Annotated in this window: 23 protein-coding genes and 2 pseudogenes; 17 read left to right on the top strand and 8 right to left on the bottom strand. The window is 70.9% G+C overall.

What is annotated here, in order from left to right; all coding sequences use genetic code 11:
• Nucleotides 1-254 precede the first annotated feature (254 nt).
• From AQJ58_RS09560 to AQJ58_RS09545, 4 genes are all read left to right on the top strand, one after another.
• Nucleotides 255-908 (top strand): response regulator transcription factor, encoded by a 654-nt coding sequence (locus AQJ58_RS09560; RefSeq protein ID WP_067247321.1) that lies wholly within the window; start codon nt 255-257, stop codon nt 906-908.
• A gap of 5 nt (nt 909-913) precedes the next feature.
• Nucleotides 914-2,167, top strand: a complete 1,254-nt coding sequence (locus AQJ58_RS09555) for a sensor histidine kinase (protein ID WP_067247797.1) — start codon at nt 914-916, stop codon at nt 2,165-2,167.
• A gap of 396 nt (nt 2,168-2,563) precedes the next feature.
• The gene (locus AQJ58_RS09550; RefSeq protein ID WP_003993510.1) at nt 2,564-2,860 is read left to right on the top strand and encodes a DUF4193 domain-containing protein; all 297 of its coding nucleotides are present in this window, start codon (nt 2,564-2,566) and stop codon (nt 2,858-2,860) included.
• Nucleotides 2,861-2,873: 13 nt separating this feature from the next.
• Nucleotides 2,874-3,821: a hypothetical protein gene (locus AQJ58_RS09545; protein ID WP_079078799.1), complete on the top strand. Its 948-nt coding sequence runs from the start codon at nt 2,874-2,876 to the stop codon at nt 3,819-3,821.
• A 16-nt stretch (nt 3,822-3,837) separates the two neighbouring features.
• Here AQJ58_RS09545 and AQJ58_RS09540 read toward each other — a convergent pair whose 3' ends face one another.
• Nucleotides 3,838-4,302, bottom strand: a complete 465-nt coding sequence (locus AQJ58_RS09540) for a DUF3093 domain-containing protein (RefSeq protein ID WP_067247317.1) — start codon at nt 4,300-4,302, stop codon at nt 3,838-3,840.
• A 58-nt stretch (nt 4,303-4,360) separates the two neighbouring features.
• Here AQJ58_RS09540 and AQJ58_RS09535 point away from each other — a divergent pair, with 58 nt between their 5' ends.
• From AQJ58_RS09535 to AQJ58_RS09505, 7 genes are all read left to right on the top strand, one after another.
• Nucleotides 4,361-4,945, top strand: a complete 585-nt coding sequence (locus AQJ58_RS09535) for a PaaI family thioesterase (protein ID WP_067247314.1) — start codon at nt 4,361-4,363, stop codon at nt 4,943-4,945.
• Nucleotides 4,942-5,484: a dUTP diphosphatase gene (dut, locus tag AQJ58_RS09530; RefSeq protein ID WP_067247312.1), complete on the top strand. Its 543-nt coding sequence runs from the start codon at nt 4,942-4,944 to the stop codon at nt 5,482-5,484. Before AQJ58_RS09535 ends, dut begins: the two co-directional genes overlap by 4 nt.
• Nucleotide 5,485: 1 nt before the next feature.
• Nucleotides 5,486-6,253 carry a DUF3710 domain-containing protein gene (locus AQJ58_RS09525; protein WP_067247309.1) on the top strand — a complete coding sequence of 256 codons (768 nt, stop codon included), beginning with the start codon at nt 5,486-5,488 and terminating at the stop codon, nt 6,251-6,253.
• A 223-nt stretch (nt 6,254-6,476) separates the two neighbouring features.
• Nucleotides 6,477-9,077, top strand: a complete 2,601-nt coding sequence (locus AQJ58_RS09520) for a sensor histidine kinase (RefSeq protein WP_067247308.1) — start codon at nt 6,477-6,479, stop codon at nt 9,075-9,077.
• Nucleotides 9,071-9,787, top strand: a complete 717-nt coding sequence (locus AQJ58_RS09515) for a response regulator (RefSeq protein ID WP_067247305.1) — start codon at nt 9,071-9,073, stop codon at nt 9,785-9,787. The genes AQJ58_RS09520 and AQJ58_RS09515 overlap by 7 nt, the downstream gene beginning before the upstream one ends.
• Nucleotides 9,788-9,837: 50 nt before the next feature.
• Entirely contained in the window at nt 9,838-10,236 is a 399-nt protein-coding gene (locus AQJ58_RS09510) for an OB-fold nucleic acid binding domain-containing protein (RefSeq protein WP_067247794.1), read from the top strand.
• 3 nt (nt 10,237-10,239) lie between these two features.
• A complete protein-coding gene (locus AQJ58_RS09505) occupies nt 10,240-10,998 on the top strand; it encodes a DUF3159 domain-containing protein (RefSeq protein ID WP_067247303.1) in 759 nt (252 codons plus the stop codon).
• A gap of 96 nt (nt 10,999-11,094) precedes the next feature.
• On the opposite strand, the gene AQJ58_RS09500 is transcribed toward AQJ58_RS09505, so the two are convergent.
• Nucleotides 11,095-11,763 (bottom strand): potassium channel family protein, encoded by a 669-nt coding sequence (locus tag AQJ58_RS09500; protein ID WP_067247300.1) that lies wholly within the window; start codon nt 11,761-11,763, stop codon nt 11,095-11,097.
• Nucleotides 11,763-12,431, bottom strand: coding sequence for a potassium channel family protein (locus AQJ58_RS09495; RefSeq protein WP_067247297.1), 669 nt, complete (start codon nt 12,429-12,431; stop codon nt 11,763-11,765). Before AQJ58_RS09495 ends, AQJ58_RS09500 begins: the two co-directional genes overlap by 1 nt.
• Before the next feature lie 414 nt (nt 12,432-12,845).
• Between AQJ58_RS09495 and AQJ58_RS09490 the strand changes: the two genes are divergently transcribed.
• The gene (locus AQJ58_RS09490; RefSeq protein WP_067247294.1) at nt 12,846-14,927 is read left to right on the top strand and encodes an APC family permease; all 2,082 of its coding nucleotides are present in this window, start codon (nt 12,846-12,848) and stop codon (nt 14,925-14,927) included.
• A 104-nt stretch (nt 14,928-15,031) separates the two neighbouring features.
• A complete protein-coding gene (locus AQJ58_RS09485) occupies nt 15,032-16,360 on the top strand; it encodes a class I SAM-dependent RNA methyltransferase (RefSeq protein ID WP_067247292.1) in 1,329 nt (442 codons plus the stop codon).
• 269 nt (nt 16,361-16,629) lie between these two features.
• Here the strand turns inward: AQJ58_RS09485 and AQJ58_RS45855 are convergent.
• The 4 genes and pseudogenes from AQJ58_RS45855 to AQJ58_RS09470 form a co-directional block, all read right to left on the bottom strand.
• Nucleotides 16,630-16,758: pseudogene (locus AQJ58_RS45855) on the bottom strand (IS30 family transposase); the annotation flags it as partial.
• A 36-nt stretch (nt 16,759-16,794) separates the two neighbouring features.
• Entirely contained in the window at nt 16,795-17,154 is a 360-nt protein-coding gene (locus AQJ58_RS09480; RefSeq protein ID WP_067247290.1) for a hypothetical protein, read from the bottom strand.
• A 173-nt stretch (nt 17,155-17,327) separates the two neighbouring features.
• A pseudogene (locus tag AQJ58_RS40560) lies at nt 17,328-17,498 on the bottom strand (IS5/IS1182 family transposase); the annotation flags it as partial.
• Nucleotides 17,499-17,519: 21 nt separating this feature from the next.
• Entirely contained in the window at nt 17,520-18,023 is a 504-nt protein-coding gene (locus tag AQJ58_RS09470; protein ID WP_079078798.1) for a MarR family winged helix-turn-helix transcriptional regulator, read from the bottom strand.
• 138 nt (nt 18,024-18,161) lie between these two features.
• Between AQJ58_RS09470 and AQJ58_RS09465 the strand changes: the two genes are divergently transcribed.
• Entirely contained in the window at nt 18,162-18,611 is a 450-nt protein-coding gene (locus AQJ58_RS09465; protein WP_079078797.1) for a DUF6069 family protein, read from the top strand.
• Nucleotides 18,612-18,941: 330 nt separating this feature from the next.
• On the top strand, nt 18,942-20,210 hold the full coding sequence (locus AQJ58_RS09460) for an MFS transporter (protein ID WP_067247283.1): 1,269 nt from the start codon (nt 18,942-18,944) through the stop codon (nt 20,208-20,210).
• A 141-nt stretch (nt 20,211-20,351) separates the two neighbouring features.
• Here AQJ58_RS09460 and AQJ58_RS09455 read toward each other — a convergent pair whose 3' ends face one another.
• Nucleotides 20,352-21,335: a LysR family transcriptional regulator gene (locus tag AQJ58_RS09455; RefSeq protein WP_067247280.1), complete on the bottom strand. Its 984-nt coding sequence runs from the start codon at nt 21,333-21,335 to the stop codon at nt 20,352-20,354.
• 119 nt (nt 21,336-21,454) lie between these two features.
• On the opposite strand from AQJ58_RS09455, the gene AQJ58_RS09450 reads away from it, so the two are divergent.
• Both AQJ58_RS09450 and AQJ58_RS09445 read left to right on the top strand, forming a co-directional pair.
• On the top strand, nt 21,455-22,438 hold the full coding sequence (locus tag AQJ58_RS09450) for a fumarylacetoacetate hydrolase family protein (RefSeq protein WP_199844553.1): 984 nt from the start codon (nt 21,455-21,457) through the stop codon (nt 22,436-22,438).
• Complete coding sequence (locus AQJ58_RS09445) at nt 22,435-23,433, top strand: cyclase family protein (RefSeq protein WP_067247274.1); 999 nt, start codon at nt 22,435-22,437, stop codon at nt 23,431-23,433. Before AQJ58_RS09450 ends, AQJ58_RS09445 begins: the two co-directional genes overlap by 4 nt.
• The last annotated feature ends 63 nt before the right edge of the window (nt 23,434-23,496 follow it).

Genomic DNA, 23,496 nt, shown 5'->3' with positions numbered 1-23,496 from the left:
CACATGGTGTTGTGGCACATGCAGAGCGTGATCGCGGGGTGTAAAGCCGTCCTCCCCCCGCTCCCTTCCACGGAAACCTCAACCGAACGAGAAAATCTCGCATTCCCGGGGTTCATACCTGGCCTTCATCGCGCCCTCACCGTCTTACCGCCGACTTATGGCCGAAAAGGGCAGGATGGAAGCACACCCACCAGGAACCCCTGCCCGCGTGCGCTCACGGAGCGCTACGGGTGGACACAGGAAGGACAAGCGACGTGCGCGTACTCGTCGTCGAGGACGAGCAGCTGCTCGCCGATGCGGTGGCCACCGGACTACGCCGGGAGGCCATGGCCGTCGACGTCGTGTACGACGGTGCGGCCGCCCTGGAACGCATCGGCGTCAACGACTACGACGTGGTCGTCCTCGACCGCGACCTCCCGCTCGTCCACGGCGACGACGTCTGCCGGAAGATCGTCGAGCTCGGCCTGCCCACACGCGTCCTGATGCTCACGGCCTCCGGCGACGTCAGCGACCGCGTCGAGGGCCTGGAGATCGGCGCCGACGACTACCTCCCCAAGCCCTTCGCGTTCAGCGAGCTGATCGCGCGCGTGCGGGCCCTCGGCCGGCGTACCAGCGTGCCGCTGCCGCCCGTCCTGGAGCGCGCCGGCATCAAGCTCGACCCGAACCGCCGCGAGGTCTTCCGCGACGGCAGGGAGGTCCAGCTCGCACCCAAGGAGTTCGCCGTCCTGGAGGTCCTGATGCGCAGCGAGGGCGCCGTCGTCTCGGCGGAACAGCTCCTGGAGAAGGCGTGGGACGAGAACACCGACCCGTTCACCAACGTCGTCCGCGTGACCGTCATGACGCTCCGCCGCAAGCTCGGCGAACCCCCGGTGATCGTCACCGTGCCCGGCTCCGGCTACCGGATCTGATGGCCGTGGCCGCCGCACCCGCGCCTCCCCAGGCACCCCCGAAGCCCACGTGGGATCCCCGGCGGGCGCAGACCCCCTTCCCGTGGCTGCGCCCCACGATCCGGATACGCCTCACCCTGCTGTACGGCGGGATGTTCCTGATCGCCGGCATCCTCTTGCTGTCGATCATCTACCTCCTCGCCGCGCAGGCCATCAGCACCGGCAACCAGCCGCCGTTCAAGATCGTGAGCGCCAGTAACGAGATCAAGGTCGCCAGCGCCGACTGCCCCGCGGTCAACAACGCGACCGGTCTGACCCTCACGCAGTTCAACTCCGCGATCAGCGACTGCATCGACCACTCCCGCCAGGCCGCCCTCGACGACCTCCTCAGCCGCTCCCTCCTGGCCCTCCTCGGTCTCGCCGTGATCGCCTTCGCCTTCGGCTACGCCATGGCCGGACGCGTCCTGTCGCCGCTCGGGCGGATCACCCGCACCGCGCGCGCCGTGGCCGGCTCGGACCTCTCGCGCCGGATCGAGCTGGACGGCCCGGACGACGAGTTCAAGGAGCTCGCGGACACCTTCGACGACATGCTGGAGCGCCTCCAGCGGGCCTTCACCGCCCAGCAGCGCTTCGTCGGCAACGCCTCGCACGAGCTGCGCACCCCGCTGGCCATCAACCGCACGCTGCTGGAGGTGCACCTCTCCGATCCGCACGCGCCCGTGGAGCTGCAACAGCTCGGCAAGACCCTGCTGGCCACCAACGAGCGCAGCGAGCAGCTCGTGGAGGGCCTGCTGCTGCTCGCCCGCAGCGACAACCAGATCGTCGAGCGCAAGCCGGTGGACCTGGCCGAGGTCGCCGAGCAGGCCGTCGACCAGGTGCGCGCGGAGGCGGAGGCGAAGGGCGTGGTGATCCGCAGCGAGCAGAAACCCGCGGTCGTGCAGGGCAACGGCGTCCTGCTGGAGCGCATCGCGCTGAACCTGGTGCAGAACGCCGTGCGCTACAACGTCCCGGAGGACGGCTGGGTCGAGGTGACCACCGAGATCCAGCACGGGCACGCGGTCCTGGTGGTGTCCAACACCGGGCCGGTCGTGCCGGCGTACGAGGTCGACAATCTCTTCGAGCCGTTCCGGCGGCTGCGTACGGAGCGCACGGGCAGCGACAAGGGGGTCGGGCTCGGGCTGTCCATCGCGCGGTCCGTGGCCCGGGCACACGGCGGGCACATCGCGGCCCAGCCGCGGGAGGGGGGAGGACTGGTGATGCGGGTGACCCTGCCCGTCTGAGATCATGTCGCCGACACACGCGGGGATGTTCGCTTTGCGCGGAATTCTCAGCACTCGGCCAGGGCGGCCCCGTGTGTGATCGATCACAAAGGCGAATTTCCGGCCATCTACTCTCTGTGATCATGGCGCCCGCCGGAAAGCCCGGAAAATCCGGGTTTTCGGGGGTCCTGATCACGGGAAGTACACGGTGAGACGCCTTTGAAGTGCGACATCAGGACCGTGTACGGTCCCGATCGCCATCCAAGCCGATCACTCATGAGGAGTCCGGTTGGGTGTCGATTGAGTAACAGACCTTGATGTGAGGCAAAATCTCCGCCTCGAGGCGGGCACAAGTCCGGCCTCTCACGCGTTACGTGCGCTGGAGACACCGCATTCACCCAGAGGGGGAGAGGCGAAATGGCAACCGATTACGACACCCCACGCAAGACCGACGACGACGTCGACTCCGACAGCCTTGAAGAGCTGAAGGCCCGGCGGAACGACAAGTCCGCCTCCGCCGTCGATGTCGACGAGTTCGAGGCCGCGGAAGGGCTGGAGCTCCCCGGAGCGGACCTGTCCAACGAGGAACTGGCTGTCCGCGTGCTGCCGAAGCAGCAGGACGAGTTCACCTGCATGAGCTGCTTCCTGGTGCACCACCGCAGCCAGCTGGCCCGGGAGAAGAACGGTCAGCCGATCTGCCGCGACTGCGACTGAGGCGGGGTCGGCCGTGACTGGCTCGACCCCCTCTCGGAAGCGCCGCTTCCGCAAGCCGGGAGCGGACCACGGGCCGTCCGACGGCCCTCACGGCGTGCGTGACGACGAGCGAGGCCCATCCGGTACGGGAGTGGTCCCTGCGGGATCGGCCTCGCTCGGTACGACAGGTGACGGGACCGGACTCCCGGAGCCTGGACGTGGACCCGCGCCCGTCGCCAGGCGACGGGCCGCGGTGATCCGCGACAAGGCCAGGGACCTGGCCCGGGAAGGCGTCCGCAAGGGCGGGGACCGCGCCAGGGCCGGTCTGGCCTACCTCGCGGACCGGATCATCGAGATCGCCCCGAGGATCCCCGTACGGGACCTCAGGACGCTCCGCAGACAGTTCCCCGGCCTCGGGCCGGAACAGCTCGCCGACAAGCTCGTGGCGGGCGCCGCTAACGCCACGGCCACGGTCGGCGCGGGCGTCGGCGCGGCGGCCATGCTGCCCGTGCCGCCCGCGATGCCGACCGAGCTGGCCGCGGAGATCACCGGCGTGGCGGCGATCGAGCTGAAGCTCATCGCCGAACTGCACGAGGTGTACGGCCTCAGGCCCCCCGGCAGCCTCAAGGACCGCAGCACGGCCTATCTGCGCTCCTGGTCGGGCGAGCGCGGCATAGAACCGCTCAAGCCGTCCTCGGTCAACTCCGCGCTCGGCGGCCAGATGAAACGCGAGCTGCGCCAGCAGATCATGAAACGGCTCGTCCGTGACCTGCCGATGCTGGTGCCGTTCCTGGTGGGCGCCGTGGTGGGCGCGGCCATGAACCGGCGCGACACCAAGAAGCTGGCCGCGAGGATCCGCGCCGATCTGCGCAAGGCCCAGGTGCCCTGGGAGGCCCTGACGGACCTGCCGCCGCTGGAGAAGCCCGCAGATCCGCTGGACATGACGGAGCTCCCCGGACATCCCAGGGAGCTCGGGTACTGAGCCGGGGCGCGGCGCCCTAGACCGCGGCCTCCCGCGCCGTGCGCAGCGCCTGCGCCAGCCGCTCCGGCTCCCGCGTCGACAGGTACAGGTAGGGGGTCGGGTCGTCCGGATCGGTGACCTGCACCTTCAGCGCGGTGGGGATGTAGGCGCGCAGCAGCAGGAACGCGCGCACGTCCGCCTTGTAGGTGCGCCAGGCCCGCGCCTCCTCCGGGTCCAGGACCTCCGCCTCGCCGAGGGCCGTGACCGGGATCCGCGCCTCGCCGGCGATCAGCGCGTCCCCGACCACCCGGATGCGCACCGAGCCGTACGAACTGGCGGCGACCGCGGCCACCGCCGTCCCGCCCACCAGGCCGCCCAGCAGCGGCAGCGTGCCGAAGGGCAGCAGGATCAGGGCGAAGGAGACGCCGACGAGGAACGAGATCAGCCACCAGGTGCGGGGCGCGGTGAGACGTTCTTCGTAAGGGGCGGCGGAGAGCTGCATGGAGTCAAGCTTGGCACGGTGCTCGGTATCGGCCGACGCGCGGGTAAGGTCTGCGGCTGTGAGTGGTACTTCCGCAGCTCTTCAGCCCCCCGCCGACGCCGTGAAACCCGTCCGGCACCCCGATGCTCCCGCGCCCGGCGAGCTCCTCGGTGCCCACTACGAACAGTGTTTCGGGTGCGGCGGCGGACAGGTGCACGGGCTGCACCTGCAGGCGCGGGCCGGTGAGGGGGTCGCCGTCACCGCCGAGTTCACCGTGCAGCCCGCCCACCAGGGCGCTCCGGGGCTCGCGCACGGCGGGGTGCTGGCCACCGCCCTCGACGAGACGCTCGGCTCGCTGAACTGGCTGCTGCGCACCATCGCGGTGACCGGCCGGCTGGAGACCGACTTCGTCCGGCCGGTGCCCGTCGGCACCACCCTGTACCTGGAGGCCGAGGTGACGGCGGTGGCCCGGCGGAAGATCTACTCGACGGCGACCGGACGCATCGGCGGCCCCGAGGGCCCCGTCGCGGTCCGCGCCGACGCCCTCTTCGTGGAGGTCGACGTGGCGCACTTCGTCCACCACGGCCGCGAGGAGGAGATCCAGGCGGCCATGAGCGACCCCGACCGGGCCCGGCGGGCCCGCGCCTTCGAGGTGAACCCGTGAGCCGTGACCCCCTGGACGTCCTGATCCGGCGCGTCCACCCCGACGTACCGCTTCCGGCGTACGAGCACCCCGGGGACGCGGGGGCGGATCTGCGGACCACCGAGGCCTGTGAGCTGGGGCCGGGGGAACGGGCCGTCCTGCCCACGGGGGTGTCCGTCGCGCTGCCCGAGGGGTACGCGGCCTTCGTGCATCCCCGGTCGGGGCTCGCGGCCCGCTGCGGAGTCGGACTCGTGAATGCCCCGGGGACGGTTGATGCCGGGTACCGTGGGGAGATCAAGGTGATCGTGGTGAATCTCGACCCGCGCGAGTCCGTGCGGTTCGAGCGCTTCGACCGGATTGCCCAACTGGTCGTCCAGCAGGTCGAGAGGGTCCGCTTCCAGGAGGTCGCGGAACTTCCCGAATCGGCACGGGCCGCGGGGGGCTTCGGGTCCACCGGCGGGCATGCCGCGGTGGGCGATGCAAGCGGTCAGGCCGCCCTGGGCGGCAGTGTGGGTGGGTATCGATACGCATCGGTCGTATCCGACCGGGAAGGACAGTGACGTGTTCGGACGTCGCAAGAAGAAGGGTGCCGCCGAGGACGCGGCCGGCGAGGCCGAGCAGGTCGTCGACAGTGTCGACACTGAGGCGGACGAAGAGGTAGCGGGCGAGCGTGAGCGCGTCCGGCTCGAGCCCGAGCCGCGGCCCGACGGACCCTGGGACAGCTCCGAGGTCCGCGACCCGGCCGAGGGCCGGGTGGACCTGGGCGGTCTGTTCGTGCCGGGCGTCGACGGCATGGAGCTGCGCGTCGAGGTCGCGGGTGACGCGATCGTCGCCGCCACCGTCGTCCTGCGCGACAGCGCCATCCAGCTCCAGGCCTTCGCCGCGCCCAAGCGCGAGGGCATCTGGGGCGAGGTGCGCGAGGAGATCGGTGCGGGCATCACCCAGCAGGGCGGGATCATCGACGAGGTCGAGGGCCCGCTGGGCTGGGAGCTGCGGGCCCAGGTCCCGGTGCAGCTGCCGGACGGCACCGGCGGCTTCCACGTCGTCCGGTTCGTCGGTGTGGACGGCCCCCGCTGGTTCCTGCGCGGAGTGATCTCCGGCCAGGGCGCGGTGCAGCCGCAGGCCGCCGGCCTGCTCGAGCAGATCTTCCGGGACACGGTCGTGGTGCGCGGCGACGGCCCGATGGCGCCGCGCGACCCCATCGTCCTCAAGCTGCCGAACGACGCGCAGATGGTCCCCGAGGGCATCCAGCAGCAGGACGAGAGTTCCCGCTTCTCCGGAGGCATGGGCCAGCTCCAGCGCGGACCGGAGATCACCGAGGTCCGCTGAGCGCCGAGAGGGAGTCAGAGAGAGCCGCATTCTTCGGGGTGCGGCTCTTTTCCGTGTCGGCGGTGTCGGCGGTGTCGGCGGAGTCGGCGAGGTCGGCGGGTCGGCGCTCGCGTCAGGGTTGCGTCAAAGGAGCCCGCCGGCGCACGCCTCGCCCCATTTGTCGGACCCCCTGGCCGTAGGGTCGACGCTGCGTGGGCAGGAGTCACGGGAAGACAATGAGGCCATGGCGCGCGGCAAGCTTCGGATCTACCTCGGTGCGGCACCGGGCGTGGGCAAGACCTACGCCATGCTGTCCGAGGCGCACCGCCGGGTGGAACGCGGCACGGACTGCGTGGTGGCCTACGTCGAGCACCACGGCCGTACCCGCACCGAGGTGATGCTGCACGGCCTGGAGCAGGTCGCGCGCCGTGAGCTGGAGCACCGGGGCGCCGTCTTCACCGAGATGGACGTGGACGCGGTCCTCGCCCGCCGCCCGCAGGTCGCCCTGGTGGACGAACTCGCGCACACCAACGTCCCCGGTTCGCGCAACGCCAAGCGCTGGCAGGACGTGGAGGAACTCCTCGCGGCCGGCGTCGACGTCGTCTCCACCGTCAACATCCAGCACCTGGAGTCTCTCGGGGACGTGGTCGAGTCCATCACGGGCGTACGGCAGCAGGAGACCGTGCCCGACGAGTTCGTCCGCAGGGCCGACCAGATCGAGCTGGTGGACATGTCACCGGAGGCCCTGCGCCGCCGGATGGCGCACGGCAACATCTACCGGCCGGACAAGGTCGACGCGGCCCTGTCCAACTACTTCCGGCCCGGTAACCTCACCGCCCTGCGGGAGCTCGCCCTGCTGTGGGTGGCCGACCGGGTCGACGCGTACCTGAAGCGGTACCGCAGCGAGCACCGGGTGTCGGCGATCTGGGGCTCGCGCGAGCGGATCGTCGTCGGGCTCACCGGCGGCCCCGAGGGGCGCACCCTCATCCGGCGGGCGGCCCGGCTCGCCGAGAAGGGCGCCGGCGGCGAGGTCCTCGCCGTCTACATCGCGCGCAGCGACGGACTGACCTCGGCCTCGCCCAAGGAACTCGCCGTCCAGCGCACCCTCGTGGAGGATCTCGGCGGCACCTTCCACCATGTGGTCGGCGACGACATACCGGCCGCGCTGCTGGACTTCGCCCGGGGGGTGAACGCCACCCAGATCGTCCTCGGCTCCTCGCGCCGCAAGGCCTGGCAGTACGTCTTCGGGCCCGGCGTCGGCGCCACGGTCGCCCGCGAGTCCGGCCCCGACCTCGACGTGCACATCGTCACGCACGGCGAGGTCGCCAAGGGCCGGGGGCTCCCCGTGGCCCGCGGTGCCCGGCTCGGGCGGGCCCGGATCGTCTGGGGCTGGCTCGTCGGCCTGGGCGGCCCGGTGATCCTCGCGCTGCTGCTGAACACCGTCCAGCTCGGGCTCGCCAACGACATGCTGCTGTTCCTTGCCGTGACCGTGGCGGCCGCGCTGCTCGGCGGACTGCTCCCGGCGCTGGCCTCGGCGGCGCTGGGCTCGCTGCTGCTGAACTTCTTCTACACCCCGCCCCTGCACCGGTGGACGATCGCGGACCCGAAGAACATCATCGCCATAGTGATCTTCGTGGGGGTGGGGGTGTCGGTGGCGTCGGTGGTCGACCTGGCGGCCCGCCGCACCCATCAGGCGGCCCGGCTGAGAGCCGAGTCGGAGATCCTGTCCTTCCTCGCGGGCAACGTGCTGCGCGGCGAGACCAGCCTGGAGGCCCTGCTGGAACGGGTCCGGGAGACTTTCGGCATGGAGTCGGCGGCCCTGCTGGAGCGGGCGGACGACCGGTCCCCGTGGACCTGCGCGGGCCATGTGGGCCTCGGGCGGCCGGTACAGCGCCCCGACGAGGCGGACGTCGACGTTCCGGTCGGTGACCGCGCGGCGCTGGCGCTCACCGGCCGCGTGCTGCCGGCCGAGGACCGCCGGGTGCTGGCCGCGTTCGCGGCGCAGGCCGTCGTCGTACTGGACCGCAGTCGACTCAAGGAGGAGGCCGAGCACGCCCGTGCGCTGGCCGAGGGCAACCGGATCCGCACCGCCCTGCTGGCCGCCGTAAGCCACGATCTGCGCACCCCGCTGGCCGGGATCAAGGCCGCGGTCTCCAGCCTGCGGTCCGACGACGTGGCCTGGTCCGAGGAGGACCGCGCGGAGCTGCTCGAAGGCATCGAGGACGGCGCCGACCGGCTCGACCACCTGGTGGGCAATCTGCTCGACATGTCGCGCCTGCAGACGGGGACGGTCACGCCGATCATCCGGGAGATCGACCTCGACGAGGTGGTGCCGATGGCCCTCGGCGGGGTCCCCGACCCGGAGGAGAGCGTCGAGCTGGACATCCCCGAGACGCTGCCCATGGTCGCCGTCGACGCCGGGCTGCTGGAGCGGTCGGTGGCCAACCTCGTGGAGAACGCGGTCAAGTACAGCCCGGACGGCGAACCGGTGCTCGTCGCCGCGAGCGCCCTGTCCGACCGCGTCGAGGTCCGGGTGGTGGACCGCGGACCGGGCGTCCCCGACGAGGCCAAGGAGCGGATCTTCGCGCCCTTCCAGCGCCACGGCGACGCACCGCGCGGGGCGGGCGTGGGACTGGGGCTCGCGGTGGCGCGCGGCTTCGCCGAGGCCATGGGCGGCACCCTCAACGCCGAGGACACCCCCGGCGGAGGCCTCACCATGGTCCTCACCCTGCGCGCGGCGGCGGCGGTGACGGCCCAGCCGCCGGCACGGCCCGCCGCGGACCCCGCGCCACCACCCGCGGCACCAGGACATTCGGTACGACCGGAAAGGCAGGCTTCATGGTGAGTCCTGCTGGGGGACCCTCCCAGACCGCCACCAGGGTGCTGGTGATCGACGACGAGCCGCAGATCGTGCGCGCCCTCGTGATCAACCTCAAGGCGCGCAAGTACGAGGTCGACGCCGCGCACGACGGCGCCACCGCCCTCCGGCTCGCCGCCGCCCGCCACCCGGACGTGGTGGTCCTCGACCTCGGGCTGCCCGACATGGACGGCGTCGAGGTGATCAGGGGGCTGCGGGGCTGGACCCGGGTGCCGATCCTGGTGCTGTCGGCCCGGCACTCCTCGGACGAGAAGGTCGAGGCGCTCGACGCGGGCGCCGACGACTACGTCACCAAGCCCTTCGGCATGGACGAGCTGCTGGCCCGGCTGCGGGCCGCCGTGCGCCGGGCCGAGCCGGCCGGGGGCGGCGAGGACGACGTCCTGGTGGAGACGGACGGGTTCACCGTCGACCTCGCCGCCAAGAAGGTCCACCGGGACGGCCGGGACGTCCGGCTCACCCCGACCGAGTGGCATCTGCTGGAGGTGCTGGTGCGCAACTCGGGGCGCCTGGTCGGGCAGAAGCAGCTCCTCCAGGAGGTGTGGGGGCCGTCGTACGGCACCGAGACGAACTACCTGCGGGTCTACATGGCCCAGCTCCGACGGAAACTGGAGGCGGACCCCTCGCATCCGCGGCACTTCATCACCGAGCCGGGGATGGGCTACCGCTTCGAGAAGTGAGCCGCGGGACGGGTACGGCCGTGTCGGTGGGCCCCGGTACGCTTTCAGACATGAGTGATGTTCCGCGTTCCGACAAGCCGGTGGGCCGGTTCCGGCGCATGTTCGACCGGCTCTCCTCGTCCCAGGAGGACCTGGAGTCCCAGGAACTGCGGGAGGACGCCGAGACGGCAGGCTGCGTCCGGATCGGCGACTGCCAGGACCGGCAGATCGTCACGGTTACTGGTACCTTGCGCACGGTCACCCTGCGTCCGCGCGCCGGAGTCCCGGCCCTGGAGGCCGAGCTGTTCGACGGCAGCGCCGCGTTGGACGTGGTGTGGCTGGGCAGGCGCTCCATCGTGGGCATAGAGCCGGGGCGCAGGCTCATCGCATCGGGCCGGCTCTCCATGAGCAGAGGCCGCCGGGTGCTGTTCAACCCGAAGTACGAACTGAGACCCCTCGGTAGGGAGTAGCCGGTGACGTCGCTCGACAAGCCGACCGAAGACACGACCGCGGAGGACACCGCCGCGGCCGACGCCCGGGCGGTGACCGAGGCCGCGCTGTTCGAGGCCTTCGGCGGCCTGCGGGGCATGATCGAGACGGTCGTGCCCGGCCTGCTCTTCGTCACCATCTTCACGATCAACAAGGACCTGCACATGTCCGCGATCGCCGCACTCGCGGTGTCGCTGGTCCTGGTCGTGGTCCGGCTGGCGATGAAGGACACCGTCAAGCACGCCTTCAGCGGGGTCTTCGGGGTCGCCTTCGGCGTCGTCTTCGCGATGATGACCGGCAACGCGAAGGACTTCTACCTCCCCGGCATGCTCTACACGCTGGGCCTGGCGCTGGCGTACATCATCACGACCCTGTGCGGGGTCCCGCTGATCGGTCTGATCCTCGGCCCGGTCTTCAAGGAGAACCTCTCCTGGCGCACCCGCAACCCCGGCCGCAAGAAGGCGTACGCCAAGGCCAGCTGGGCCTGGGGCCTGATCCTGCTCGCCAAGTGCGCGATCCTCTTCCCGCTGTACTGGTGGGCGGACACCGCGCAGCTGGGCTGGGTCCTGATCGCGCTGAAGATCCCGCCCTTCCTGCTGGCCGTCTGGCTGACCTGGGTCTTCCTGGCGAAGGCGCCCGCGCCGATCGACGTGTTCGCCGAGATGGAGGCGGAGGAGAAGGCGGAGGCCGAGCGGGAGGCCGCCGCCGAGGCCGCGGGCGGCCGGCACCGTCGGGACGGCTGAGGTGTCCGGGGGCCGGCGCCCCAGACCCCCGGCCCCCAGACCCCCGCCCCAGACCCCCCGCTGCCGCAGACCCCCGCTTCGGACAGGCGGACGGGCCTACGTGTCGCGCCGTACCGACAGCAGGTCCTCCAACTGCTCCTCCCGCGCCTGGGCGGCCACGAAGAGCAGCTCGTCGCCCGGTTCCAGGGAGTCCTCCCTGGTCGGGGTGAGGACCCTGGTGCCGCGGATGATGGTGACCAGCGTGGTGTCCTCGGGCCACTCGACGTCGCCGACCTGGGTGCCGGCCAGCGCCGACTCCTCGGGCAGGGTCAGTTCGACGAGGTTGGCGTCGCCGTGGCTGAAGCGCAGCAGGCGGACCAGGTCGCCGACCGAGACGGCCTCCTCGACCAGGGCGGACATCAGCCGGGGTGTGGAGACGGCGACGTCGACGCCCCAGGACTCGTTGAAGAGCCACTCGTTCTTGGGGTTGTTGACGCGGGCGACGACGCGCGGGACGCCGTACTCCGTCTTCGCCAGCAGCGACACGACCAGGTTGACCTTGTCGTCACCGGTGGCGGCGATCACGACGTTGCAGCGCTGGAGCGCCGCCTCGTCCAGGGACGTGATCTCGCAGGCGTCGGCGAGCAGCCACTCCGCCTGGGGGACGCGCTCGACCGAGATGGCGGTCGGCGCCTTGTCGACGAGCAGGACCTCGTGGCCGTTCTCCAGCAGCTCGCCCGCGATCGAGCGGCCGACGGCACCGGCTCCGGCGATGGCGACCCTCATCAGTGACCGCCTTCCTTCGGGCCCTCGGCGAACGACGCCTCGACCTTCTCCACCTCGTCGGTACGCATCATCACATGCACCAGGTCGCCCTCCTGCAGCACGGTCTGCGAGGTGGGCAGCATGGTCTCGCCGAGGCGGGTCAGGAACGCCACCCGGACGCCCGTCTCCTCCTGGAGCTTGCTGATCTTGTGGCCGACCCAGGACGGCGCCGCGTGCACCTCGGCCAGCTGGACGCCGCCGGTGGGGTCGCGCCACAGCGGCTCGGCGCCCGAGGGCAGCAGCCGGCGCAGCATCTGGTCGGCCGTCCAGCGGACGGTGGCGACGGTGGGGATGCCCAGGCGCTGGTAGACCTCGGCCCGCCGGGGGTCGTAGATCCGGGCGGCGACGTTCTCGATGCCGAACATCTCGCGGGCCACCCGGGCGGCGATGATGTTGGAGTTGTCGCCGCTGGAGACGGCGGCGAAGGCGCCGGCCTCCTCGATCCCCGCCTCGCGCAGGGTGTCCTGGTCGAAGCCGACCCCGGTGACACGACGGCCGCCGAACCCGGAGCCCAGTCGTCGGAAGGCGGTGGGGTCCTGGTCGATCACGGCGACCGTGTGCCCCTGTTGCTCCAGGGTCTGTGCGAGAGCGGAACCCACTCTGCCGCAGCCCATGATGACGATGTGCACGACCGTCCTTCCGGAAGTAAAGAAGTCAAGAAGTCAATAAATTTTCTGGCGTGGCTCTGAACAGAGTCTCAGACCGGCGACCAAGCTACACAGCCGCGGTGCACGTGGGGCACCCCCGTGCACGCTTCGCGTGATCAGCGCCGGCTGATGCTCCAGAGACTGAGGACGGTAAGGATTCCGAGGCCGACGAGGGTGCCGACGGCTCCGATCAGCTCCGCGGTCGTGTGCATGGGACCTCCGATGGGCGGCGGCGGGACGGGGTTTGTCATATAGGCATGACGATCGGCGCGGCCCGCGAATCCGCAGCCGACGCGTGGCCGATTTCACTCGGGAGGCAGACGCGGTGCTGCGTCACCCGGCTCACCCCGGGGGAGGGTGGGCGCGCCCCAGTTCGAAGGCATACGATCCTCTGTTGTGTCCAAACTGACCGACGTGCCCAAACGGATCCTGATCGGGCGCGCCCTGCGCAGTGATCGGCTCGGAGAAACGCTCCTGCCGAAGCGCATCGCCCTGCCCGTGTTCGCCTCCGACCTGCTGTCCTCCGTGGCCTACGCGCCCGGGGAGGTGCTGCTGGTCCTGTCCATCGCGGGCGTGTCGGCCTACCACTTCAGTCCGTGGATCGCCCTCGCGGTCGTCGTGCTGATGTTCACGGTGGTCGCCTCCTACCGTCAGAACGTCCATGCCTACCCGAGCGGCGGCGGCGACTACGAGGTGGCCACCACCAACCTCGGCGCCAAGGCGGGACTGACCGTCGCGAGCGCGCTGCTCGTCGACTACGTCCTCACCGTGGCCGTCTCCATCGCCTCCGGCATCGAGAACCTCGGCTCCGCGGTCCCCTTCGTCGTCGAGCACAAGGTGGTCTGCGCGGTCGCCGTCGTGGTGCTGCTGACGCTGATGAACCTGCGCGGGGTCAAGGAGTCCGGGAAGCTCTTCGCCATCCCGACGTACGTGTTCGTCGCGGGCGTCTTCATCATGATCGCGTGGGGTGCGTTCCGCGGGCTCGTCCTCGGCGACACCATGCGGGCGCCGACCGCCGAGTACACGATCAAGGCCGAGCACCAGGGCCTGGCCGGTTTCGCCCTGGTCTTCCTGATGCTGCGCGCCTTCTCCTCCGGCTGCGCGGCGCTCACCGGCGTCGAGGCCATCTCCAACGGCGTGCCGGCCTTCCGCAAGCCCAAGTCGAAGAACGCGGCGACCACGCTCGCGGCGATGGGCCTGCTGGCCGTCACCATGTTCTGCGGCATCATCGTGCTCGCCCTGACCACCGATGTCCGCATGGCCGAGAACCCGGCCGTCGACCTGCTGAAGAACGGCGTCGGCGTCGGCCCCGACTACGTCCAGAACCCGGTGATCACCCAGGTCGCCGAGGCCGTCTTCGGCAAGGGCAGCTTCTTCTTCGTGGTCCTCGCGGCGGCCACCGCGCTGGTGCTGTTCCTCGCCGCCAACACCGCCTACAACGGCTTCCCGGTGCTCGGCTCGATCCTCGCCCAGGACCGCTACCTGCCCCGCCAGCTGCACACCCGCGGCGACCGGCTCGCCTTCTCCAACGGCATCGTGCTCCTGGCCGGCGCGGCCACCTTCCTGATCATCATCTACGGCGCCGACTCCACCCGTCTGATCCAGCTGTACATCGTCGGCGTGTTCGTGTCCTTCACGCTCAGCCAGATCGGCATGGTCCGCCACTGGAACCGCCATCTGGCCACCGAGACCGACCAGGCCAAGCGCCGCCACATGGTCCGCTCCCGGGCGATCAACGCCTTCGGCGCCTTCTTCACCGGCCTCGTGCTGGTCGTCGTCCTCGTCACCAAGTTCACGCACGGCGCCTGGGTCGCGCTGCTCGGCATGGTGATCTTCTACGCGACGATGACGGCGATCCGTAAGCACTACGACCGGGTCTCCGACGAGATCGCGGCGCCCGAGGGCCCGAGCGACGACAGCGTACGGCCGTCGCGTGTGCACTCCCTGGTCCTGATCTCCAAGATCCACCGCCCGACCCTGCGGGCCCTCGCCTACGCCAAGCTGATGCGCTCCGACACGCTGGAGGCGCTCACCGTCAACGTCGACCCCACCGAGACGAAGGCGCTGCGCGAGGAGTGGGAGCGGCGCGGGATCGACGTACCGCTGAAGGTCCTCGACTCCCCGTACCGCGAGATCACGCGGCCGATCATCGAGTACGTCAAGGGCCTGCGCAAGGAGTCGCCGCGCGCCGCCGTCTCGGTGATCATCCCGGAGTACGTGGTCGGCCACTGGTACGAGCACCTGCTGCACAACCAGAGCGCGCTGCGGCTCAAGGGGCGCCTGCTGTTCACGCCCGGCGTCATGGTCACCTCCGTGCCGTACCAGCTGGAGTCCTCCGAGGCGGCCCGTATGCGGGCCCGCAAGCGGCAGGAGTGGAACGCGCCGGGTGCGGTGCGGCGCGGTCCCGCCGAGCAGGGCCGGGCGAAGGAGGCGTCGGGTTCGGCGACGGGTCCCACGGGCTCCTCGTCGGAGTCGTAGCGCCCGGCGGCCCCACCGTGTGGTGAACGGCCGGACGACAGCCACGTAGACTGGTGGGCTGTTGTCCGGCCGTTCCTCGTTCGACGTTGTGGAGTCACCCCGCCATGCAGGCAGAACCGAAGAAGACCCTGGTGGGGAACGAGTACGAGGTCGAGATCGGCCCCGTCGCCCACGGCGGCCACTGCATCGCCCGCACCGACTCCGGTCAGGTGCTGTTCGTCCGGCACGCCCTGCCCGGCGAGCGGGTCGTGGCCCGGGTGACCGAGGGCGAGGAGGGCGCCCGCTTCCTGCGCGCGGACGCGGTGGAGATCCTCTCCGCCTCCAAGGACCGCGTCGAGGCCCCCTGTCCCTTCGCCGGCCCCGGCCGCTGCGGCGGCTGCGACTGGCAGCACGCCAAGCCGGGCGCCCAGCGCCGGCTCAAGGGCGAGGTGATCGCCGAGCAGCTCCAGCGGCTCGCGGGCCTCACGCCCGAGGAGGCCGGCTGGGACGGCACCGTGATGCCGGCGGAGGGCGACAAGCTGCCCGCAGGGCAGGTGCCGCAGTGGCGCACCCGCGTGCAGTACGCGGTGGACGCCGAGGGCCACGCCGGTCTGCGCCGGCACCGCTCGCACGACGTGGAGCGGATCGACCACTGCATGATCGCCGCCGAGGGCGTCTCCGAACTCGGCATCGAGCGGCGCGACTGGACCGGGATGGCGACGGTCGAGGCGATCTCGGCGACCGGCTCCCAGGACCGGCAGGTGATCCTCACCCCGCGGCCCGGCGCACGGCTGCCCATCGTGGAACTGGACCGTCCCGTCTCCGTCATGCGGGTCGGCGAGAAGGACGGCGGCGTGCACCGCGTCCACGGCCGCCCCTTCGTCCGCGAGCGCGCGGACGGCCGCACCCACCGGGTCGGCAGCGGCGGCTTCTGGCAGGTCCACCCGAAGGCGGCGGACACCCTGGTGACCGCCGTGATGCAGGGCCTGCTGCCGCGCAAGGGCGACACCGCCCTCGACCTGTACTGCGGCGTCGGCCTCTTCGCCGGCGCCCTGGCGGACCGCCTCGGCGAGAAGGGCGCGGTCCTCGGCATCGAGTCCGGCAAGCGCGCGGTCGAGGACGCCCGGCACAACCTCGCGGACTTCCCCCGGGTCCGCATCGAACAGGGCAAGGTGGAATCCGTCCTGCCGCGCACCGGCATCACCGAGGTCGACCTCATCGTCCTCGACCCGCCCCGCGCGGGAGCGGGCCGCGCCACGGTGGAACACCTGGTCTCCCTGGACGCCCGCCGGATCGCCTACGTCGCCTGCGACCCGGCCGCCCTGGCGCGCGACCTGGGGTACTTCCGGGACGGGGGGTACCGGGTGCGGACGCTGCGGGCGTTCGATCTGTTTCCGATGACGCACCATGTGGAGTGCGTCGCTATTCTGGAGCCCGCCGCCAAGGGGCTCTGACCTGCTGTTTCCCTGGTTTCCCTGGATGACGCCCGCTCTGATGGCGCGTCAGGTCGCGGGTGAGGGGGGTGGACTGCGCCGTCCGTGACTCGAGTCGGGCGGCGACCGGACAGGGCTGGTCACGCCGATTCGAGCGTGGCAGATCTGCTCCGGGCTCCACCGCCGGGTTCCTCAGGGCGAGCCGGGGGTTCGGGTGCCTGCCAGGGCAGCCCCGTGTCCACGATGGACGGGGCTGCCTAGTACCTCCCGGATGCCTGCCGGCCCTAGAGCCAACGCTTGCCGGTGCGGCGGTTGATACCGATGATCCGGCAGGCTTCCGTGGTCCCTATTCCAAGATCCATGAGCCGAAGGCGTTCCTCCCGCTCACGGACCGGCTTCCTGGGCCCCTGAGGCCGGCGTGCCGGTGGGGTCGCTGTGTGCCGTGGGACGGTGAGTCAGTGGTCGGAGTAGCTGAAGTCGCCCACGGTCCAGGCACTGACGTCCTCGATCGCGACGCGGTACATCCCGCCTGTCTCCGGGATCCCGACCGTGCCCTGCAGGATCCGGGCGACGTGGAAATGCAGATGGGTGGGCGGTCCGTCCTTCCTCGCGGGGTTGTCGAAGACGGCGGAGAACTCGCCCAGGTCGGCGGAGTCCGTCAGCACCTCCGACACCCTCTGCCTCCACGTGGCTTCCGGAGCCAGCCGACCGGTGATGACAGCACCACTGGTGACAACGGTCAGGGACATCTGATTGCTCTGCCCGGACTCCACAAGGGCGGTTATCGCAACGAGCAGCTCGTCAGGCTTCGACATGGGATCGGATTCTATGCACCGGCCCGCACGGGCGGCTTGGACGATGGCGCAACCGGACGAGACGGGGCGGATACGGCTTCCCTGGTGGCGCACTACAGGCCGGGGGTGCGCATGTGCGGCGGCTGCGAGCCAGGGGTGTGCTCCGAGGCACTGATCGACTGCCGCGGATCTTCGAACGGCGGCGTCGGCCGGCGCAGGGTCAGGTCAGTCCGCCCGTACGCGGCGACCAACAGCACGACACCCTTGAGCGGCAGGCTCCACGGCCGGCCCTTGCGCACCGGATCCGCACCCTGGCGCCGCACCGTGGTGATCAGCTTGCCGAACTGACGCAGGCTCAGCCCGATGAACGGGCCGGGTTCTCAGGGTCAGCGGCGGTGCCACGGCAGGGCCGCCGGGTAGGCGTCCTCCTCGCCGGCCTGCTTGAGGGAGGCGACCACGGTGGCGGTGATGGTGGCGAGTTGCTCCACCTCTTCGGGGCTGAGGGCGTCGAACACCACGCGACGTACGGCAGCAACATGGCCGGGGGCGGCCTTGGTCACCAACTCCATGCCCGCATCGGTGAGTTCGGTCAGCTGTCCGCGTCCGTCGGCCGGATCTTCCCGGCGCCGCACGTAGCCCGACTCCTCCAGGCGGATCACCGCGCGCGTGAGACGGCTGCGGGTGAACTTCAACTGCTCGGCGAGCAAGGACATCCCCAGGGCGCGGTCGGGTGCCACGGACAGGCGGGCCAGGAGGCTGTAGTCCGCGTGCGTCATGGCCGCGTCGCGCCGCAACTGCTGATCGAGGTAGTCGTTCAGCAGCGTCGAGCAGTCGAGGAAGTTGATCCAGGCTCGCAGCTCTTCGGGAGCGAGCCACCGGGGGGATGTCATGGGGGCCACTCTAACCGAGGTGTTTGCCTGATCAAACATTACGGAGTAGCGTCCTGCATGTTTGATGAGTCAAACGCCTGCCTTTCGCGCTGTCCGGCGCTGCACCTGTCGTTCTTGAGCTCTCCGCAGGAGGTCCCCATGCCCGGTTCCGTCCCCGAAGCCGCATCGTCCGCCCCGCCCGCGCCGCGCTCCCGCCGCCTGACCGTGGTCGCGGGGCTTCTCGTGGCGGCTGTCGTGGCCGTCCTCGGAGACGCGGTGGTCGCGTTGTCCGCCCGCGCGGCGGGGGCGTCGGGGGATTTCGCTCCGCTGCACCCCTCGGCGTACGGGCCGCTGACGGTGTTCGGCGTCGTCCTCGGCGCCATGGGCTGGGCAGTCGTCCGTCGTGTCGCCAAGAACCCGGCGGGGCTGCTGCGGTGGCTGGTGCCCGTCCTCGTGGTCGTGTCGTTCGGGCCCGACCTGTCCCTGCTCGGTGGCGGTACGCCCTCCAGTGGGCCGCTGGCCGTCGCCGCGCTGATGGTGATGCATGTGGTGGTCGCGGTCGCCGCCGTCGCCGCCTATCGGCGGGTCCTGCCGCTGCCTGTCCGCTGACGCCGCCCGGCGTGCGCGACGTGCCGGCTGCCGGCGGTGTCCCGGAGGCCCGGACGACCGAGCTCCGGGACACCGCTGTTCGCGCGCAGGAACGGGTCGTGCACGTCTTCCGTCTGCGTGACGGTTGCCCATCCCATCCACAGCGTGGATAACCCGGATACGGGATTCGGATCGCCCAGGGGATGGCACCGGCGCTCTGGCGCCCCCATAGTCGTCGCTACCGCACGCTGCTGTCCGGATGCCGTCGGCGTGCGAGCTTCCCCAGCATGCCGTGCGCCGTCGGCGCCCGTGAGGCATGCCCACTCCCTCATACCGCCCCCTGGAGTCGCCATGCCCGGTTCCGTGTCTCCGCCCCCTCACGCGGCGGTCGATGCCACCGCTCCGTCAGCCGTCGCCGTCTCGGGCCCGGCCCATCTGCTGCGGGTGACCCTTCTGATGGCGGGCAGTTGTCTGCCGATCCTGGGGGCGGTGCTGATCGCCCCGGTGCTGCCGAAGATGCAGGACCACTTCGCGTCGGTCCCCGGGGCCAAGGCGCTGGTGCCCCTCGCGCTGACCGTCCCGGCACTGGCGCTGGCGCTGCTGGCCCCGTTCGCGGGGGTGATCGTGGATCGGGTGGGCCGCAAGCGACTGCTGGTCGCGGCGACCGTCTTGTACGCGCTGTTCGGCACGGCACCGCTGTGGTGGGACTCGCTGGGCGGCATCATCGCCAGCCGCGCCCTGGTCGGAGTCGCCGAGGCCGCGATCATGACCTGCTGCACGACGCTGATCGGCGACTACTACAGCGGTCACCGGCGGGTGAAGTACCTCGCCCTGCAGACCATGTGCGCCTCCGCGTCGGCCACCGTCTTCTTCGTGCTCGGCGGTGCCGCGGGATCGGCGGGCTGGCGCGTGCCCTTCTGGGTCTACGCCGTGAGCCTGGCGCTCGCCCCGCTGATGGCAACCGCCCTGCCCAACCCGGCGGCCCGTGCGGACGGCGAGGAGACTCCGGCCGGGACGGAGGCCCGCCGCTCTTTCCCCTGGCGGCAGTTGGGCGGCATCTGTGCCCTCACCTTCTTCGGGGCGATGGTCTTCTACACCGTCCCGGTGGAGATGTCGTACCTGCTCGACGACCTCGGGGTGGAGAACACCGGCGTGATCGGACTGGCCACCGCGATCGCCAGTGCCGCGACCGTGGGCGGAGCGGTCACCTTCGCCCGGCTCAAGCGTTCTCCCGACCCGATGCTGCCCGCCGTCTTCGCGGTCTGCGCGGCCGGCTTCGGGGTGATGTTCCTCGCGGGCAATGCCCCGCTGCTGGTCATCGGGGCGGTCGTCAACTGTGTGGGCACCGGCATGCTGCTGCCCGCCCTTCTCACCAGTGCCATGTCCCGCCTGGCGTTCGAGGACCGCGGCCGCGGGACGGGGTTGTGGACGGCGGCCTTCTTCGGCGGTGAGTTCATCTGCCCGCTGGTGCTGCTCGCCGGGGAGTCCGCGGTCGGCTCTCTCGCCGGTGCGGTGGGCCTGCTGGGGCTGGCCGCCGCCCTCGTCGCGGCGGGGCTGTGGGCGGCCCGCCGCCGGGTGGGCGCCCTCGATTCCCGGCCGTTGCCGGAGCAGTTGGCCTGAGGGGCTGTCCGGCGGATCATGCCGCGGACGCGGGCCGATGAGTCACCGCTGCTTTCCTGTGACTTGATCCGCCGGACAGCCCCGAGGGTGTGTGGGAAGACCGCCGAGAGCGCGTCGATCACGGGCTGCCGCCGGGCCCGGTCAGAGCCGGCCCGGCGGCAGCCCCGCGCTCTGGTCGACGGGCAGGGCCTTTCCCGGGCCCTTGCCAGTGTTGTAGCCGTTGCCCGCCAGCGTCGCGCCCACTTCCGCGGCCTTCTGCCGGAGCCAGATGTGGCCCGCGTCCTGAGCGTGCACCGGGTGCCACCACATCGCCTCCCGCACCGGTACCGCCTCGAAGGGGCAGGGCAGGACGCGCACCGCGGCCGATCGGACCGCCTTGCGCGCCAGGCGCTCCTGGACCATCGCGATCCGGCGAGTGCCCTCGACCATGAAGGGCAGCAGCTGAAAGGTCTGCACGGACACCTCCACCTGGGGACTGATCCCTATCATGCTGAGCTGGCGGGCGGCTGGGGCGTCGTAGGGGCGCTGGTAGACGGCCCAGGGCAGACGCCCCAGCTGGTCCAGGGAGAGTTCGTCACCGATCTCGGGGTGATCGTCCGCGACCAGGAACAGCCAGCGGTCCTGGTGGAGGTCGACGGCGGGCAAGCCGTCGATGACGCCGTGCGGCATCAGCAGTCCGTCGACGGTGCTCAGCACCGCGGCGGTGTTCTCCACGACGGATGGTGCCGGGTGCTGGAAGGTGAGCCGGATGCCGGGCGCTTCCTCGTGCAGGGTGCGGGCGAGTGCGGCACCGAAAACGGCCGCCCCGTAGTCGGAGGCGAGCAGGGTGAACTCACGTGACTCCGCGGTCGGGTCGAAGTCGGCCTGGCTGGAGAAGACCCGCTCCAGCAGGTCGCACGCGGTGGCGCTGCGGTCGCGCAGGGCGGCGCCGAGCGGAGTCAGCTCGTAGGCGTTGCCGGTGCGGGCGAGCAATTCGTCGTCGAAATGGCGGCGCAGCCGGGACAGCGCGGCGCTCATGGCCGGCTGGCTGAGGCCGATGCGCTCGCCGGCCCGGGTGACATTGCGCTCCTCCAGCAGCGCGCGAAGGGCGAGGACCAGATTGAGGTCGAGTCGGGACAGGTTCACCGGCAACCACCTAGCGACGAGAGCCATCCATGACGTGGATTCGAAACATCCACAGGATTAATTTCCGTGATTGGCTGATCGGAGCCAGAGTAGACCCCAACCCCGCAGGAGGAAATCTGATGGCAATGCTCGCGCAACCAGCCGGCCCGTTCGCGCTCGGCACGTTCTCCGCTCAGGACGGGGAGTCGTTTCCCGGCCTCCTGGCCAATGACCGGGTACTCGATCTGCGAAGCGCCCTGGACTGGGCGCCGTCGGATCTGCGCGCGGTCCTGGAGCGGTGGGAGGAGACCCTCCCTGTCCTGCACACCCTGGCCGACGACGACTCCTTCGGCCGGCTGCCACTGGAGAGCCTGCGCGTGCACGCCCCCATCGAGCCGCGGCAGATCTTCCAGTCCGGCGCCAACTACCGGCAGCACGTGATCGATCTGGAGGTCGCCCACCGTTCCCCCGACGACCCCCGCACCGTCGAGGAGGCACGGGCGGAGATCGCCGCGGTCATGGACCGCCGGGCCGCCGAGGACCTGCCTTACGTGTTCATCGGCCTGCCCAGCGCGATCACGGGCCCCTACGACGACGTGGTCCTGCCCGCCTGGGCCGCAAAGCCGGACTGGGAGCTGGAGCTGGCGGCCGTCGTCGCCAAGCCCGCCTACCGGGTGACGGTCGAGGAGGCCCTGGAGTACGTCGCCGGGTACACCATCGCCAACGACCTCACGGACCGCGCCACCGTGTTCCGCCGGGACATGAAGGCCATCGGCACCGACTGGCTGCGCTGCAAGAACGCTCCCGGTTTCACGCCGCTCGGCCCGTGGCTCGTACCTGCGGAGTCGATCGCGGACACCGGTGACCTGCGGGTCACGCTCAGGCTGAACGGCGAGACCATGCAGGACGAGTCCACCAAGGACATGCTCTTCGGAGTCGCCCGGTTGGTGTCGTACGCCTCGCAGACGGCGCAACTCCTTCCCGGCGACCTGGTGTTGACCGGCAGCCCGGCCGGCAACGGCATCCACTGGGGACGCCTGCTGCGCGACGGCGACGTCATGGAGGGTTCCATCACCGGTCTGGGCGTGCAGCGGACCCGCTGCGTCGCGGAGGGAACGGCATGAGCCTGGACCGCCGCGACCCGGAGGGCGCGATAGCCGAGGCCGCCAAGGCGTACTCCAACTGGGGGCGTTGGGGTGAGGACGACGTGCTCGGCACGCTGAACTTCCTCGACGAGGCCAAGCGGCGCGAGGGCGCGGCGCTCGTGCGCCGCGGCGTGAGCTTCTCGCTGTCGCAGCGGTTCGACATGAACGGCCCGCAGAAGGGCTGGCGCCGGCGGACCAACCCGGTGCACACCATGCTCGACACGGGGACCGACGCGGCCCTCGGCAACCAAGGTTTCCCGCACGGCATCGGCGGCGCGGACGACGTGATCGCGATGCCGCTGCAGTGCTCCACCCAGTGGGACGGCCTCGGGCACATCTTCGACCACGGCAAGGCGTGGAACGGACGGGCCGCCGAGCAGGTGGTCACCTCCGACGGAGACCTTGTCACCGGCATCGAGCACATGGCGCCGTACGTCGCGGGACGCGGCGTGCTGCTCGACGTGGGCCTGGTCGTCGGCACGGGTGGGGGCACCTCCCGCTCGAGCGGAGCCGAGAGTGGGGGAGAGCTGCCCGACGGGTTCGCCATCACCGAGGAGCACCTCGAGCAGACCGCCGAGGCCCATGGGGTGACCGTCGGCACCGGCGACATCGTCCTCGTCCGTACCGGACATCTCGCCCGCGCCCGGCGGGGAGGCTGGGGCGACTACGCGGGCGGCCCCGCGCCCGGCCTGTCGTTCACCACCGCCGGCTGGCTGCACGGCACCGAGATCGCCGCCATCGCCACCGACACCTGGGGTTTCGAGGTCCGCCCCAACGAGTTCGACAACGCCTTCCAACCGCTGCACCAGGTCGTCATCCCCAACATGGGCCTGCTGATCGGCGAGATGTGGGACCTCGACGCACTCGCCGCCGACTGCGCCGACGACGGCGTGTACGAGTTCTGGCTCACCGCCGCTCCCCTCCCCATCACCGGAGCCGTCGGCTCCCCGGTCAACCCGATCGCCGTCAAGTAACCCGCACTACTGCCGGATGCGCCGTTCCCCGGACAGCAGCGGCGCATCCGGCCCCCACCGCTC

This window comes from Streptomyces sp. DSM 15324 (genome assembly GCF_001514285.1).
Taxonomy (GTDB): Bacteria; Actinomycetota; Actinomycetes; order Streptomycetales; family Streptomycetaceae; genus Streptomyces.
The sequence above is the reverse complement of the archived record's forward strand: the minus strand, read 5'-3'. Positions and strand labels throughout refer to the sequence as shown.

Bases quoted from the DNA above. Each gene is read 5' to 3' on its own strand.
- AQJ58_RS09480 (WP_067247290.1), bottom strand. From the start codon at position 17,154: ATGTCGAAGCCTGACGAGCTGCTCGTTGCGATAACCGCCCTTGTGGAG.
- AQJ58_RS09540 (WP_067247317.1), bottom strand. From the start codon at position 4,302: ATGCAGCTCTCCGCCGCCCCTTACGAAGAACGTCTCACCGCGCCCCGC.
- AQJ58_RS09515 (WP_067247305.1), top strand. From the start codon at position 9,071: ATGGTGAGTCCTGCTGGGGGACCCTCCCAGACCGCCACCAGGGTGCTG.
- AQJ58_RS09500 (WP_067247300.1), bottom strand. From the start codon at position 11,763: ATGAGGGTCGCCATCGCCGGAGCCGGTGCCGTCGGCCGCTCGATCGCG.
- AQJ58_RS09485 (WP_067247292.1), top strand. From the start codon at position 15,032: ATGCAGGCAGAACCGAAGAAGACCCTGGTGGGGAACGAGTACGAGGTC.
- AQJ58_RS09465 (WP_079078797.1), top strand. From the start codon at position 18,162: ATGCCCGGTTCCGTCCCCGAAGCCGCATCGTCCGCCCCGCCCGCGCCG.
- AQJ58_RS09520 (WP_067247308.1), top strand. From the start codon at position 6,477: ATGGCGCGCGGCAAGCTTCGGATCTACCTCGGTGCGGCACCGGGCGTG.
- AQJ58_RS09470 (WP_079078798.1), bottom strand. From the start codon at position 18,023: ATGACATCCCCCCGGTGGCTCGCTCCCGAAGAGCTGCGAGCCTGGATC.
- AQJ58_RS09550 (WP_003993510.1), top strand. From the start codon at position 2,564: ATGGCAACCGATTACGACACCCCACGCAAGACCGACGACGACGTCGAC.
- AQJ58_RS09450 (WP_199844553.1), top strand. From the start codon at position 21,455: ATGGCAATGCTCGCGCAACCAGCCGGCCCGTTCGCGCTCGGCACGTTC.
- AQJ58_RS09510 (WP_067247794.1), top strand. From the start codon at position 9,838: ATGAGTGATGTTCCGCGTTCCGACAAGCCGGTGGGCCGGTTCCGGCGC.
- AQJ58_RS09445 (WP_067247274.1), top strand. From the start codon at position 22,435: ATGAGCCTGGACCGCCGCGACCCGGAGGGCGCGATAGCCGAGGCCGCC.
- AQJ58_RS09460 (WP_067247283.1), top strand. From the start codon at position 18,942: ATGCCCGGTTCCGTGTCTCCGCCCCCTCACGCGGCGGTCGATGCCACC.